Here is a 13,559-nt window from a genome sequence, read left to right as displayed (position 1 = left end):
GCTCGCGCGACGCGATGCGAATGCCGTGATGCGCGGCCACACGCCCTGCGTGCGCGGCTAGAGGCCGCACCCCTTTTTCCCGAAGTCCCCGAAGGGCATCCGCCCTTCGGAACACCCGAGCCCTGGAACGCAGCGATGCGCACCAGCGGACTCGTTCATCCCTGAAGAAGCAAGCAAAGCAAGACCTGCCATGAAACATCACTCCCTGGCCGCACTGGCCCTTCTCGCGACTGCCGGTACTGCATCGGCGCAATCGTCCGTGACCGTGTTCGGCATCGTCGACGTCGGCATCAGCCGCTACACGTCCAAGAGCACGTACCACAGCCCCAACCCCTTCGCGCTGCCGCCCGCGAACGCCGCGGGCGGCAGTGCCAAGACGAGCCAGACCGCGCTGTCGAACTCGGGCTATGCGGGCAGCCGCATCGGCTTTCGCGGCACGGAAGACCTGGGTGGCGGCCTGGCGGCGAGCTTCTGGCTGGAGTCGGGCATCACCAACGACGACGGCGCCAAGGGCATCACCAACTTCAACCGCCGCTCGACGATGAGCCTGTCGGGCCCGTTCGGCGAACTGCGCCTGGGCCGCGACTACGCCGCGACCTTCTGGAACGACACCGTCTTCGATCCCTTCGGCACCAACGGCGTGGGCACCAACCTCATCGCCAACATCAACAGCCGCATCGCCGCCATCGCCGGCCCCGGCTCCGTGGTGGCCGCGACCGACAACTACATCCGCACCGGCAACTCGATCGGCTACTTCCTGCCGCCGAACCTGGGCGGCGTCTACGGCCAGCTGCAGTACACGCTGCACGAGAACACCAAGCGCAGCGACCAGCCCGGCACGCCATCGGCCAAGGGCCGCTACGTGGGTGGTCGCCTGGGCTATGCCAGCGGGCCGCTCGACCTGGCCCTGGCCTACGGCCAGAGCACGGCCGCCGACAGCACCACGCTCAACGCGCTGGGCATCGCGACCGCCACGCAGGAGCGCAAGATCAACGCGCTGAACCTGGGCGCGTCGTACAACTTCGGCCCCGCCAAGCTGTTCGCCGAGGTCTCGCGCGTGCAGGACAAGAACGAGACGGGCACGCTGCAGAACCTGCCGGGCCTGGCGGTTCCGTTCATGAACACCACGACGCGCAAGGACAAGTACAACGGCTACATGCTGGGCGTGACCGTGCCCGTGGGCCCGGGCCTCATCCGCGCGTCGTACGCGTCGGTGAAGTACAAGAACGGCGCGCCGGCCGCGACCGACCTGAACAGCCTGCTGTGGGGCCTGAACGGCAACCGCGACACCACGGCCAACCAGATCTCGCTGGGCTACGTGCACAACCTGTCCAAGCGCACCGCGCTGTATGCCTCGGTGTCGCGCATCCGCATCAAGGACGGCTGGAACAACCCCGGCGTGATGGGCGCCATCACCGGCGGCTCGGCCGCCTACCTCACGGGCGGCACCGCGCAGGCCGCGGGCTGGGCGCCGCGCTCGTCGATGGGCTACGACTTCGGCATCCGCCACGCGTTCTGAGCGCATGCGAAAAGAGGTACCCATGGCTTTGAAACACCTGTCGCCGCTGCTCATCGCGGCCCTGCTCGCGGGCGGCTGCGCCACGCCGCCCGCGCCGACCACCTCGGCGGCCGACGTCGGCGAAACACGCCCGGGATCGGGCTATCTCAAGGGCTACCTGGCCTCGGCCGAGATGCCCGACAGCCTGGCGCTGCTGCCACCGCCGCCCGAGGCGAACTCGGCCGCGCTGGCGGCCGACGTCGCTGCGTTCCGCAGCCTCACCGCGCTGCAGGGTTCGCCGCGCGGCGCGCTCGCGGTGCGCGATGCCAACCTGCGCTTTCCGGAGGCGGCCTCCACCTTCTCCTGCGCGCTGGGCGTGCGCATTTCCGAGCAGCAGACGCCGCACCTGAACATGCTGCTGCGGCGCACGCTGGCCGATGCCGGCGGCGCCACCTACAAGGCCAAGGAGAAGTACCAGCGCACGCGGCCCTTCGTGGCGCTGAAGGCCGCCAGCTGCACGCCGAAGGAAGAAGCGCACCTGGCCAAGGACGGCTCCTACCCCTCCGGGCACTCGGCGCTGGGCTGGGCCTGGGCCCTGGTGCTGACGGAGCTCGCGCCGGAGCGCGCGGATGCGCTGCTGCAGCGCGGCCGCGCCTTCGCGCAAAGCCGCGGCATCTGCGGCGTGCACTGGCGCAGCGACATCGAAGCGGGACGCCTGATCGGCGCGGCGACCGTGGGCCGGCTGCATGCCAACCCGGTGTTCACGGCGCAGATGAGCGCGGCGAAGAACGAGATCGCGCAGGCACGCAGCCGCCCGGACAGCGCCCCGCCCGCGGCCGACTGCGCGGCCGAGGCGAATGCGATCGCGGGCTCCGCGGTGCTGACGCCCTGAGCACGCGCCCCCTCGACCACCTCGCCCACGGCCAGCGTGTGTGCGGGTTGTCGAGGGGAACGCTGCGTGTGCGAAGCGGGTAGCCTCGCCAACTCCAACCACTCCAAGGAGACCTCGCATGCGCCATCGTTCCGTTCTGTCATGGGGTGCCGCGGCCTCGGCGGTCGCGCTCCTCGCTGCATGCGGCGCCATGTCTTCGGGCAAGGACGCCAACCCGATGAGCTTCTTCATCACGAGTGCCAACCCTGGCAAGGGCGGTGACCTCGGCGGCCTGGCCGGCGCCGACCGCCAGTGCCAGGCGCTGGCCGCGAGCGCCGGTGCGGGCGGCAAGACCTGGCGTGCCTACCTGAGCGCCGCCGAAGCGGGCGGCCAGCCGGCCGTCAACGCACGCGACCGCATCGGCGCCGGGCCGTGGCGCAACGCCAAGGGCGTGGTCGTGGCCACCAGCGTGGCCGACCTGCACAGCGCGAACGCCAAGCTCGGCAAGGACACCTCGCTGACCGAGAAGGGCGAGGTGGTCTCGGGCTTCGGCGACCCGGTCAACCGGCACGACATCCTCACCGGCTCGCGCCCCGACGGCACGCTCGCACCGGCCGCCGCCGGCAAGGACACCACCTGCAGCAACTGGACGCGCAGCGTCGACGGCTCGGCCATCGTCGGCCACCACGACAAGAAGGGCACCAACCCCGACCCGGTCGCCAACGCCTCGTGGAACGCGTCACACGGCACGCGGGGCTGCAGCGTCGATCAGCTCAAGCAAAGCGGCAGTGCCGGCCTGATGTACTGCTTCGCCGTGAACTGAGCCCGCAGGGCGGCGCCCCGGCCCGTGCGTCGATCCACGGGCGGGCGCGCTGCGATTTGCCACAGACGACCCATCGGAGGACTTCATGATCCAAGCCACCCAGCCCCTTCGTGCAGCGCCGCGCCGCCTGCTTCTTTGCCTGGGTGCCGCGGCACTCGGCCTGGGCGCCTTCGGGGCAAGCCCCGCGTGGGCACAGACGGCCTGGCCCAGCAAATCGGTCACGCTGCTGATCGGCTTCCCGCCCGGTGGGCAGACCGACTTCGCCGGCCGCGTGCTGACGAACGGCATGCAGGGCGCGCTCGGCCAGCCCGTGGTCATCGACAACAAGGCCGGCGTGAACGGCAACATCGCGTCGGTTGAACTGATGAAGGCGCCGCCGGACGGCCACAAGCTGCTGGTGGGCAACGGCTCGATGACGATCATGCCGCACGTGTACACCAAGCTCGGCATCGTCGATCCGCAAAAGATGACCCCCATCGGCATCATGCTGCAGTCGCCGCTGGTGCTGGTGGTGCCCGCCACGTCGCCGATCAAGACCTACGCGCAGTTCGCCGAAGAGGTGAAGTCGCGTGCCAAGAGCGGCAAGGGCATCGACTACGGAACGGGGGGCGCAGGCTCGCTGATCCACGTCACCATGGAACTGCTGCGCGAGCGCCTGGGCAACCCGGCGATGAACCATGTGCCCTACAAGGGCAGCAGCCCGGCGATGGTTGACCTGATGGCCGGCCGCCTCGACGCCATGTTCGACGCCACCTCCGTCGTCGCCCCGTTCGTGAAGTCGGGCCAGCTGCGGCCCCTGCTGGTGACCAGCGACAAGCGTTCGCCGATGCTGCCGAACGTGCCCACCGCCGCGGAAAGCGGCATCAAGGACTTCAGCATCATCTCCTTCATCGGCCTGTACGGGCCGCCCGGGTTGAGCCCCGAGGTCGTGAAGAAGGCCAACAGCGCCATGAACGCGGCGCTGAAGGAGCCGACCGTGGTCAAGAGCATCGTCGATCGCGGGGACGAGCCCGGTGGCGGCTCGCCCGAGCAGCTCGGCGCGATGACCCGCGACCAGTACAAGATGTGGGGCGCCGTCGTGAAGGCGAACAACATCACGGCCGACTGAGCTTCGGCCCCGCGCCGCGCATCAGGCGCTGAGCACCTCGCGCAGGTGCTCGACGAAAGCGCGCGCCGCATCGGGCAGGCGCCGGCCGGCCATGCTCTGCACCTCGAAATGCCGCTCGTTCATCTCGCGGTCGCGCAAGGCGCGCGCCACGATCGTGCCGTTCTCGAGCTGCTGGCGCAGCGCGAGCTCGCCGCAGAAGGTCACGGCCTGGCCGTGCGCCGCGTAGTGCACCAGTGGATAGAGGTGGTCGCTGGTCAGTGCCGCCTCGAGCGGCAGGCGCTGGCGGGCGCAGCTGATGTTAAGCAGCTGGCGCAGCGTCGATGTGGGGGCCGGCAGCGCGAGCGGGTAGTGAACCACCTGCGCCAGCGACACCTGCCGCCGCTCGGCCAGTGGATGCGAAGGCGCCATGACCGCGCACACGGGCGAGGGGTGCCGGATCTCGACGTCCAGGCCGTGCTCCGAGCCCAGGCTCACCGTCACGCCGAGGTCGACCAGGCCTTCGCGCACGCGGCGCGCCACCTCGCGCTGCACGCACATGTCGAGCGAGAAGCGGATGCCGGGACAGCGCGCCTGGAACGCAGCCACCAGGGCCGGCAGGAACTCGTAGGCGAAGCCCTCGGTCGCGGCCACGCGCACCTCGCCCTTGCGCAGGCCGCGCAACGCGAGGATGTCGTCGGTCACGCGCTCGATGTCGAGCCAGGCCCGGCGCGCGTGCGCCGCCAGCAGCTCGCCGGCTGAGTTGAGCGCCATGCCGCGGGCGCGGCGCTCGAACAGGAGGGTGTCGAGCTCGCGCTCGATGCGGCCGATCTGTCGGCTCACGGCCGACGGCGCCACGTTCAGCCGCACGGCCGCCTCGGTGACCGAACCGACGCGCGCCACCTCCAAGAAGTAGCGCATCGACTCCTCCTGGAGCACGCGCTGGTTGATCGGGCGTTCGGTGCGCGCCCCGGTGCGAGCCGGGGCGGGAGACTTGGAAGTGGGAGGTTTCATCGGCGTGGTCTGCGTTGCGCCAGCAGCAACGCAACCTTCCAATCATTGTGCTTGCTACACCGCAGGGCGTGCCCCAGCATTTCCCCTCCCCCTCTTCTCTTCGCTCTACGGAAGGACCCTGTCAATGAACGCTCCCCGTTCGCAAGCGCCGCAGCGGCGCTGGTGCTGTGCCGTCCTCGCGGGCCTGGCCGCATGCCTCGGCACGGCCCTGCCCGCGATGGCACAACCGGCCTACCCGACGCGCCCCGTCACGCTGGTGGTGCCGTACCCGCCCGGCGGCAGCGCGGACACGGTGGGGCGCCTGGTCGGCCAGCGCCTGTCGGAGGAACTGGGGCAGCCGGTGCTCATCGACAACCGCCCCGGTGCCGGCACGGCGGTCGGCGCCGCGTTCGTGGCCAAGGCATCGCCCGACGGCTACACGCTGCTGCTCGGCTCGGGCTCGACCCTCACCATGAACCCGGCCATCCGCCCGAACCTGCCCTACGACGCCCTGGGCAGCTTCGAGCCGGTCGCGATCGTCGCGCGCATTCCGCTGATCCTGCTGGCCAACAAGAACGTGCCCATCGGCAACGTCAAGGAGTTCGCCAGCGCGGTGCGCGCGGCGCCCGACAAGTACTCGTACGCGTCCTTCGGCACGGGCACGTCCTCGCACTTCACCGGCGAGATCATTCTGCAGGCGGTGGGCGCGAAGATCATGCACGTGCCCTACCGGGGCAGCGCACCGGCCATGACGGACCTGATCGGCGGCCAGGTGCCGTTCTCGGTGGACACCGTCACCGCCGCCATTCCGCAGCTCAAGGGCGGCAAGGTCAAGGCGATCGCCGTGACCACCCGGCAGCGCTCCTCGCAGCTGCCGCAGGTCCCGACCTTCGCCGAAGCGGGCTACCCCGAGGTCGATGCCGACACCTGGATCATGGTCGTCGCGCCCAAGGGCACTCCCGCGCCGGTGCGCGAGCGGCTGGAGAAGACGCTCGCCAGGATCGTCGCCACGCCCCAGGCCCAGGCGGCCCTGCAGGCCCAGGGCGCGGAGCCGGCCTTCGCCGGCGCCGCCGCCTCGCTCGCGCAGATCGAACGCGAACTTCCGCTCATGCGCGCCGTCGCCCGTCGCGCCAACATCCAGGCCGACTGAGTGCGGCACATTCCGAAAGCCATGACCCAAGCTTCCTCTTCTTCCTCCTCCGAACTCGTCGAACTCTCCGCCGTGGAGCTGCGACGGCTGATCGGCACGCGCGCCCTCTCGCCGGTCGAACTGCTCGAGGCCTGCATCGCGCGCATCGAGCAGCTCAACCCCTTCGTCAACGCCGTGACCGCCACCTGCTACGAGCGCGCCCGCGCCGAGGCCCGCGCCGCGGAGCGGGCCGTGAAGAGCGGCGAGCCGCTGGGCCTGCTGCACGGCCTGCCACTGGGCGTGAAGGACCTCGAGCCGACGGCGGGACTGCTGTCCACCATGGGTACGCCCGCCTTGCGCAACCATGTGCCGTCGAACGACATCGAGCTGGTGCGCCGCCTGCGCGCCGCCGGCGCGATCGTGGTGGGCAAGACCAACGTGCCCGAGATGGGCGCCGGCGCCAACAGCCGCAATCCGGTCTGGGGGGCCACGGGCAATCCCTTCGACCCCAACCTCAACGCCGGCGGTTCTTCGGGCGGTTCGGCCGCGGCCCTGGCGCTGGACATGCTGCCGGTGTGCACCGGCTCGGACACCGGCGGCTCGCTGCGCATCCCGGCCGCCAAGTGCGGCGTGGTGGGCCTGCGGCCGTCGCCGGGCATCGTGCCCAGCGTGCGCAAGAGCCTGGGCTGGTCGCCGATCTCGGTGGTCGGTCCGATGGGACGCGATGTGGCCGACGCCTGCCTCCAGCTCGCGGCCACGGCGGGCCCGCATCCGGGCGATCCCTTGAGCTATCCGCTGGATGCAGCAGCCTTCGCGCGGCCCGCGCCGCTGGACCTGTCGCGCCTGCGCGTGGCCTGGACCACCGACTTCGGCCTGTGCGATGTCGACCCGTCGATCCGCCGGACGATGCACGACCGCATGGCCACCATGCGCGGGCTCTTTGCGGCTTGCGACGAGGTGCGCTTCGACCTGGGCGAGGTGCACCGTTGCTTCGACGTGCTGCGCGCGGAGGCCTTCGTCGCCGGCATGCGCGAAGCCTACGAACGCGCCCCCGAGAGCCTGGGCCCGAACCCGCGCAGCAACTACGAGATGGGCGCACGCATGAGCCTGCCCGACGCGGCCTGGGCGCAGACGGAACAGACGCGCATCCTCCAGCGCTTCCAGAAGGTGTTCGAGAACTACGATCTCGTGCTCTCGCCCACGACGCCGGTATCGCCCTTTGCCTGGACGCAGTCGCACGCGCTGCAGATCGACGGTCGCCCGCAGGAGAACTACTACCGCTGGCTCGCACTGACCTACGTCGTGACGCTGACCACCCACCCTGCGATCAGCCTGCCGTGCGGCACCGACGAGCACGGCATGCCCTTCGGCCTGCAGGTGGTGGGGCGCTTTCGCGGCGACCTCGCGCTGCTGTCGGCCGCGCAGGCGATGGAACAGGCCTTCGCGCCCGACCCGCGGCTGCGCCGGCCGCGGCCCGATCTCGCACGCCTTCGCAAGGCCGAGCCGGCCCTCGACTCGATCGTGACCGCGCCGCCCGACGACCGGCACGCCAGCGTGCCCACCGACGGCGCCCCGGCACCGGTCGTCTGAGGTCCGCGCCGCGTCAGGCGCTTCGCTTCAGCAAGGTGGCCAGAAGCGCCAGGGCCCCGGTCAGCTCGTCGAAGCCGGGGCCGCCCAGGCAGATCCGCAGACCGCTCGCCTTGTCCTTCGGGTTCGCCATCAGGGTCTGCGGCGGGGTGAGCTTCACGCCGGCTTGCGCCGCCGCGGCCACGACGCCCTCGGCCGCATCGCGCCGCATCGGCAGCCAGACGTTGTAGGCATCGGGATGCCAGACCAGTTCGCTCGCACCGAGCAGCGAGACGGCCAGCCTGGAACGCCGCCGGGCCTCGTGGCGCAGATCGCGCTGGACCGAGGCGACCACGCCGGTGGCCAGCCATTCATCGACCACCGCGCAGGAGAACGCCGATGGCGCCATGGGCACGTCCTGCAGAAGCGCCTGCGCCGGGCCGCACAGCTCGGGCGGCAGTGCCAGCACGCCGACCTGCAATCCCGGGCCGAGCGACTTGGAGAGCCCGTTCACATGCAACGCGATGTCGGGCGCCAATGTGGCCAGCTGGGGCAATCCGTCGGAGGCCGCCGCGTACACGCCGTCTTCGATGATCCAGGCGCCCGCGCGGCGGCACACCGCCACGATGGCGCGCCGTCGCTTCGCGCTCATCGTGGCCGTCGTCGGGTTGTGCAGCGTCGGGGTGAGGTAGACCGCCGTGCCACCGGCGGGCGCCGCGCCGTCGAGCGCCTGTGCGAGCGCCTGCGGCACCATCCCTTCCGCATCCATCTCGACGCCCTGGATGCGACACCCCTTGCGCCGGGCCAGCGCGAGGGCGCCGGGATAGGTGATCCGTTCGGTCAGCAGCACGCCTTGCCGCCCGCACACCAGGTCGAAAGCCAGCGACAGCGCCTGGCGTGCGCTGCTGGTCAGCACCAGCTGCGACGGATCGACGGCCAGGCCGATCGTTTCGAGCCAGCGAGCGAGAACGCGGCGATGTTCCAGGTGCCCGCCGGGTGGCGCGTACAGATTGAAGTGATCCGCGTCGATCTTGCGCGCGATGCCCGTCAACGTTCGCGCCAGCACGCGCGCACCGAGCGCGGCCGGCGGCGCGTTCGACGACAGGTCGATCTGCCGGTCGCCGTGCGCCTGGTGGATCGCCACGAAGGTTCCGCGGCCCTTGACGCTGCGCGTGAGGCCCCTGCGCTCCAGGATGGCATAGGCCTTCGTCACGGTGCCCAGGCCGATCTGCAGCGTCTTCGCCAGGTCCCGATGCGCAGGCAGGCGATCGCCGCCCGCGAGCCGCCCCTCGACGATGTCGTCGGCCAGGGCCAGCACCACCCGCTCGGTGGCATTCGTGCCGTTGCTTGCCAGACGGGGCGTCCAGGAGGATCGAAGGAGCACGTGCGCGGCCTCGCAAATAAAAGTGTCATGTGACACTTTTTGAATATCTCAATAGTGTAACTTTCACTTCTCGGCCTCCGGAAGGCAGGCCGCCGAAGACATCTCTTGGTTTTGGAGCACCCGCATGGCCGTCAGCCAGATCGCACTCGTCTACGGGACGTACCTCATCGCCACTGCCAGTCCGGGGCCGAGCAACATGGCCATCATGGGCACCGCGATGCGTGACGGCCGTCGCCCCGCGCTCGCGCTTGCGGCCGGCGTTGTCACGGGCTCGCTCTTCTGGGCGATCCTGGCGGCGACCGGCGTTTCCGCGGTCCTGACCGCGTATGCGCAGGCGCTTGTCGTGCTCAAGATCGCCGGCGGCCTCTACCTGCTGTACCTGGCCTTTCGCGCGGGCCGGTCCGCCATGCGACCTGGCGCCGACGCGATGAAGGGCAGCGCGGAACGCGGCGCGTTGCGCTACCGCACCCTCTACCGCCAGGGCGTGCTCATGCACATCGGCAACCCGAAGGCCATCATGTCGTGGATCGCGATCATCTCGCTCGGCGTGCGCCAGGACACACCCGCCGGCGGGTTGCCGGCGATCGTGGGCGGCTGCGTACTTCTCGGCATCATGGTGTTCGGCGGCTACGCCATCGTCTTTTCGACCGCCTCGATGATTGCGCTGTATGCGAGGCTGCGACGCTGGATCGAAGGCGTGCTCTCGGCGGTGTTTGCGGCCGCGGGGCTCAAGCTGCTGGTCTCGCAGAACTGAATCCAATGAATCCCGGCGAAAGACCGAACGCATGAGCATCACCGTCCACATGGTCGACGTCTTCGGCGCCGGCCCGCTCTCGGGCAATCCGCTGGCGGTCGTCACCGGCGCCGACGCGCTCGCCACGCACGACATGCAGCAGCTGACGCGCTGGTTCAACCTCTCGGAAACCGCGTTTGTCTTCGCACCCACGCACCCGGAGGCGGACTACCGCGTGAGGATCTTCACCCTGGACCGGGAGATGCCTTTTGCAGGACACCCCACGCTCGGCAGCTGCCACACCTGGCTGTCGGGCCCGGGCGCGCCCCGGCACGCCACGGTGATCACGCAGGAGTGCGGCGCGGGGCTGGTCCAGATCCGGCGCGACCAGGGACGGCTTGCGTTCGCCGCGCCGCCGCTGATCCGCTCGGGCGCGCCGACCCCGGCCGAACTCGAGGACGCACGGCGGCTGCTGGGCATCGAAGCCGACGACATCGAGGACGCGGCCTGGATCGACAACGGTCCCGGCTGGCTGGGGATCCGGCTGGCGTCGGCAGACAAGGTGCTGTCTCTGGAGCCGGCCCGCCGCTGGCCCACGCGCATCGACGTCGGCGTGGTCGGCCCTCACGCCAAGGGCGGTGACGCGGCCTTCGAAGTGCGCGCCTTCTTCACCGACCATCTGGGCGCCATCGTCGAAGACCCCGTCACGGGCAGCCTCAATGCCTCGCTCGCGCAGTGGCTCTTCGCCACGGGCGTGGCACGAGACGACTATGTCGCCGCGCAGGGCACACGCCTGGGCCGGCAGGGCCGCATCCACCTGACCCGCGACGACGCCGGCCAGGTCTGGGTCGGCGGCGACACGCGCACGCACGTCAAGGGCGAACTGGACGATCTCTGATCCGTTCACGCAAGGCCTGCACAGACTTCACTCTGACTTCACCTGCGTTGCGCACACTACTTTTCGACAGCGGTTCGGCGCTGGTAGAGGCAAGGGGAAGAAAAAAAGTAGCTCAGGGAAACGCCTCGATGCCGACCGCTGTCACCTTTCATCGCCCATCGAGAAAGGCGCAGGCGCACTCATCGCAAGAAAGGGCCACGGGCCAAGGATTACCATCGGCCGGGCGCACGCCGCGCCTCCCACGCCCATGACCGTCGCCACCGCCCCCGTGCCCCCTGCCATCGCCCAAGAAATGCCCGCCCCCGACGGCCCGCTGTCGCGCGCGAGGCCGGGACGCGAACGCATCATGGCGGCCATCCGCACGGCGGCGGTGACCGAGTTCAGCCTGCACGGCCTGAAGGGCACCTCCACCCAGGCCATCGCCGCGCGCGCCGGCCTCACCAAGCCCCAGCTGCACTACTACATCGCCGGCAAGGAAGAGCTCTACGAAGAGCTGCTGATGCAGGTGCTGCATGCGTGGAAGGTGGTGTTCTCGTTCGAGGACGCCAGCGACCCGGCCACGGTGCTGGGCGACTACATCCGCAAGAAGCTCGACCACGCGTTCGACAACCCGGAGATCTCGCGCATCTTCACGCGCGAGGTGCTCGACGGCGGACGCAACCTCGACCGCTACTGGCCCAACGCGCAGGCGTGGACGCAGAAGAAGGTCGACATCATCAACGGCTGGATCGCGCGCGGGCAGATGCGCCCGCTCGATGCGCGCCTGCTGCTGATGCACATCTGGGCCATGACCCAGAGCTACGCCGACTACGCGATCCAGACGCGCGTGATGCTCGGCCTGCCACCCGAAGCGCCGATCGACCGCGAACCGATCGCGCGGGAACTGGTGGCGTTCGTCCTGGGCGGCTGCGGCATCAAGGCCTGAGTTCCGCGCCGCCCTCGCTCAGCCCACGCGGGCCTCCCAGACCTGGCCCGTCGGGTCGGCCAACGCAAGCCGCATCATCTCGATGAAGCGGCGCAGGCGCGCCGGCTGGAAGCGCGCGTGCGGGTAGGTCAGGTAGACGGGCAGCGGCGCGACATGCCATTGCGGCACGAGCTGCACCAGCCGTCCGGCGGCGATGTCCTCGTTCAGCAGCCAGGCCGAACCCAGGCAGGCGCCCAGTCCCATGCGCGCCGCGCTTTGCAGCGCATAGAGGCTGTCGGTGCTCATGCGTGGACGGATCGGCACGCGCGCGATCTCGCCGGTCGGGCGGTGCGTGAGCAGCACCTCGTTGCGATAGAAGGTGCGCAGCGCGAGCCACGGCAGCTCGGCCAGTTCCGCCGCGTGCGCGGGCGGCGGGCGTCCCTCCAGCAGCGAGGGCGCGGCGACCACCACGCGCGGAACCTCCGAGACCTTGACCGCCACGGCCATCGCGTCGGTCATCTCGCCGACCTGGATCGCGCAGTCGACGCCTTCGGCGATGAAGTCGGGCCGGCGGTCGTTCAACAGCCATTCGACGGACACGCGCGGATAGGCGCGCAGGTACTCGGCCAGCGGACCGACCAGCAGCAGCTGGCCCAGCGCATGCGGCGCCACCACGCGCAGCGTGCCCTCGGGTTCGTCGCCGACGCCGCGCAGGTCGGCCTCGAAGGCGTGCCAGTCGGCGATCAGCTCTCTGGCGCGCTCGTAGCAGCGCTCGCCATCCTCCGTGAGCTTCATGGCGTGCGTGGAGCGACGCAGCAACCGCACGCCCAGCGAGCGCTCCAGCGCCTGCAGGCGACGGCTCACGGTGGGCTGGGTCGCGCCCATCTGGAGCGCGGCGGCCGACAGGCTGCCGGTCTCGACGATGTGAAGAAAGGTCTGCATCAGCTCGATGCGGTCGACAGCAGGGGACGTGGACATGGCCTCATTTATGCGTTTGGCGTATGGGCATTGTGCGATCCACGGGACTACCAAGCCAAGCCCCCAGCGGGCACATTCCAACCCTTGCTTCGATAATCGAGGGTTAACACCATGTCTTCCATTCAAACCACGCATGCACCGGCTGCCGCGCCGGGGCACGGCCTGCCGGCCTCGCTGATCCTGCTGCTGGCCGCCGGCGCGGGCCTGTCGGTGGCCTCGCTCTACTACGCCCAGCCGATGCTTGGGGTGCTGGGCGCCGACATCGGCGCCTCCACCCGTGCGGTGGGCTTCATTCCCACGCTCACGCAACTGGGCTATGCGCTGGGCATCCTGCTGCTGGCGCCGCTGGGCGACCGCTTCGACCGGCGCCGCATCGTGCTGGTCAAGGCAGGGGCGCTGTGCGCCGCACTGCTGGTGGCCGGCGCGGCACCGTCGATCGGCGTGCTGCTGGCGTCCAGCCTCGCGATCGGGCTGGCAGCCACGATGGCGCAGGACCTCGTGCCCGCCGCCGCCACGCTGGCGCCCGACGCCACGCGCGGCAAGACGGTCGGCACGGTGATGACGGGGTTGCTGCTGGGCATCCTGCTGTCGCGCGTGGTGAGCGGCTTCGTGGCCGAGCACTTCGGCTGGCGCGCGATGTTCATCGCGGCCGCGGCCAGCATCGCGCTCATCGGCGCCGCGGCCTGGCGCGGGCTGCC

At 70.3% G+C, this 13,559-nt stretch carries 13 protein-coding genes; 10 read left to right on the top strand and 3 right to left on the bottom strand.

Annotated elements, in window-relative coordinates; genetic code table 11:
- The first annotated feature begins 190 nt into the window (after positions 1-190).
- From VBO01S_RS03985 to VBO01S_RS03970, 4 genes are all read left to right on the top strand, one after another.
- Positions 191-1,519, top strand: coding sequence for a porin (locus VBO01S_RS03985; RefSeq protein ID WP_062470822.1), 1,329 nt, complete (start codon positions 191-193; stop codon positions 1,517-1,519).
- A 22-nt stretch (positions 1,520-1,541) separates the two neighbouring features.
- Positions 1,542-2,390 (top strand): acid phosphatase, encoded by an 849-nt coding sequence (locus VBO01S_RS03980; protein WP_157627274.1) that lies wholly within the window; start codon positions 1,542-1,544, stop codon positions 2,388-2,390.
- Positions 2,391-2,508: 118 nt separating this feature from the next.
- Positions 2,509-3,192, top strand: coding sequence for a hypothetical protein (locus VBO01S_RS03975; protein WP_062470816.1), 684 nt, complete (start codon positions 2,509-2,511; stop codon positions 3,190-3,192).
- An 85-nt stretch (positions 3,193-3,277) separates the two neighbouring features.
- On the top strand, positions 3,278-4,300 hold the full coding sequence (locus VBO01S_RS03970) for a Bug family tripartite tricarboxylate transporter substrate binding protein (protein WP_062470813.1): 1,023 nt from the start codon (positions 3,278-3,280) through the stop codon (positions 4,298-4,300).
- Positions 4,301-4,321: 21 nt separating this feature from the next.
- Here VBO01S_RS03970 and VBO01S_RS03965 read toward each other — a convergent pair whose 3' ends face one another.
- Complete coding sequence (locus VBO01S_RS03965; RefSeq protein WP_062470965.1) at positions 4,322-5,227, bottom strand: LysR family transcriptional regulator; 906 nt, start codon at positions 5,225-5,227, stop codon at positions 4,322-4,324.
- A gap of 187 nt (positions 5,228-5,414) precedes the next feature.
- Between VBO01S_RS03965 and VBO01S_RS03960 the strand changes: the two genes are divergently transcribed.
- Entirely contained in the window at positions 5,415-6,419 is a 1,005-nt protein-coding gene (locus VBO01S_RS03960) for a Bug family tripartite tricarboxylate transporter substrate binding protein (protein ID WP_062470810.1), read from the top strand.
- A gap of 21 nt (positions 6,420-6,440) precedes the next feature.
- Positions 6,441-7,988 carry an amidase gene (locus VBO01S_RS03955; protein WP_062470807.1) on the top strand — a complete coding sequence of 516 codons (1,548 nt, stop codon included), beginning with the start codon at positions 6,441-6,443 and terminating at the stop codon, positions 7,986-7,988.
- A gap of 13 nt (positions 7,989-8,001) precedes the next feature.
- On the opposite strand, the gene VBO01S_RS03950 is transcribed toward VBO01S_RS03955, so the two are convergent.
- Positions 8,002-9,348 carry an aminotransferase-like domain-containing protein gene (locus VBO01S_RS03950; RefSeq protein ID WP_062470804.1) on the bottom strand — a complete coding sequence of 449 codons (1,347 nt, stop codon included), beginning with the start codon at positions 9,346-9,348 and terminating at the stop codon, positions 8,002-8,004.
- A 124-nt stretch (positions 9,349-9,472) separates the two neighbouring features.
- Here VBO01S_RS03950 and VBO01S_RS03945 point away from each other — a divergent pair, with 124 nt between their 5' ends.
- The 3 genes from VBO01S_RS03945 (at position 9,473) to VBO01S_RS03935 (ending at position 11,904) form a co-directional block, all read left to right on the top strand.
- Complete coding sequence (locus VBO01S_RS03945) at positions 9,473-10,102, top strand: LysE family translocator (protein ID WP_062470801.1); 630 nt, start codon at positions 9,473-9,475, stop codon at positions 10,100-10,102.
- Between the two features lie 31 nt (positions 10,103-10,133).
- Positions 10,134-10,979 carry a PhzF family phenazine biosynthesis protein gene (locus VBO01S_RS03940; RefSeq protein WP_062470798.1) on the top strand — a complete coding sequence of 282 codons (846 nt, stop codon included), beginning with the start codon at positions 10,134-10,136 and terminating at the stop codon, positions 10,977-10,979.
- Between the two features lie 292 nt (positions 10,980-11,271).
- Entirely contained in the window at positions 11,272-11,904 is a 633-nt protein-coding gene (locus VBO01S_RS03935) for a TetR family transcriptional regulator C-terminal domain-containing protein (RefSeq protein ID WP_062470962.1), read from the top strand.
- Between the two features lie 18 nt (positions 11,905-11,922).
- On the opposite strand, the gene VBO01S_RS03930 is transcribed toward VBO01S_RS03935, so the two are convergent.
- The gene (locus VBO01S_RS03930; protein ID WP_062470795.1) at positions 11,923-12,861 is read right to left on the bottom strand and encodes a LysR family transcriptional regulator; all 939 of its coding nucleotides are present in this window, start codon (positions 12,859-12,861) and stop codon (positions 11,923-11,925) included.
- A gap of 111 nt (positions 12,862-12,972) precedes the next feature.
- On the opposite strand from VBO01S_RS03930, the gene VBO01S_RS03925 reads away from it, so the two are divergent.
- Positions 12,973-13,559, top strand: a 587-nt coding sequence (locus VBO01S_RS03925; protein WP_157627273.1) for an MFS transporter, incomplete at its 3' end; no start/stop codon positions are given.

The organism is Variovorax boronicumulans NBRC 103145 (genome assembly GCF_001591345.1).
Lineage (GTDB): Bacteria > Pseudomonadota > Gammaproteobacteria > Burkholderiales > Burkholderiaceae_C > Variovorax > Variovorax boronicumulans.
This window is presented reverse-complemented; position numbering and strand designations above follow the sequence as displayed.

What these genes read in the sequence shown, in the direction of transcription:
- VBO01S_RS03985 (WP_062470822.1), top strand. Translation starts at nt 191, where the DNA reads ATGAAACATCACTCCCTGGCCGCACTGGCCCTTCTCGCGACTGCCGGT.
- VBO01S_RS03980 (WP_157627274.1), top strand. Translation starts at nt 1,542, where the DNA reads ATGGCTTTGAAACACCTGTCGCCGCTGCTCATCGCGGCCCTGCTCGCG.
- VBO01S_RS03975 (WP_062470816.1), top strand. Translation starts at nt 2,509, where the DNA reads ATGCGCCATCGTTCCGTTCTGTCATGGGGTGCCGCGGCCTCGGCGGTC.
- VBO01S_RS03970 (WP_062470813.1), top strand. Translation starts at nt 3,278, where the DNA reads ATGATCCAAGCCACCCAGCCCCTTCGTGCAGCGCCGCGCCGCCTGCTT.
- VBO01S_RS03960 (WP_062470810.1), top strand. Translation starts at nt 5,415, where the DNA reads ATGAACGCTCCCCGTTCGCAAGCGCCGCAGCGGCGCTGGTGCTGTGCC.
- VBO01S_RS03955 (WP_062470807.1), top strand. Translation starts at nt 6,441, where the DNA reads ATGACCCAAGCTTCCTCTTCTTCCTCCTCCGAACTCGTCGAACTCTCC.
- VBO01S_RS03945 (WP_062470801.1), top strand. Translation starts at nt 9,473, where the DNA reads ATGGCCGTCAGCCAGATCGCACTCGTCTACGGGACGTACCTCATCGCC.
- VBO01S_RS03940 (WP_062470798.1), top strand. Translation starts at nt 10,134, where the DNA reads ATGAGCATCACCGTCCACATGGTCGACGTCTTCGGCGCCGGCCCGCTC.
- VBO01S_RS03935 (WP_062470962.1), top strand. Translation starts at nt 11,272, where the DNA reads ATGCCCGCCCCCGACGGCCCGCTGTCGCGCGCGAGGCCGGGACGCGAA.
- VBO01S_RS03930 (WP_062470795.1), bottom strand. Translation starts at nt 12,861, where the DNA reads ATGTCCACGTCCCCTGCTGTCGACCGCATCGAGCTGATGCAGACCTTT.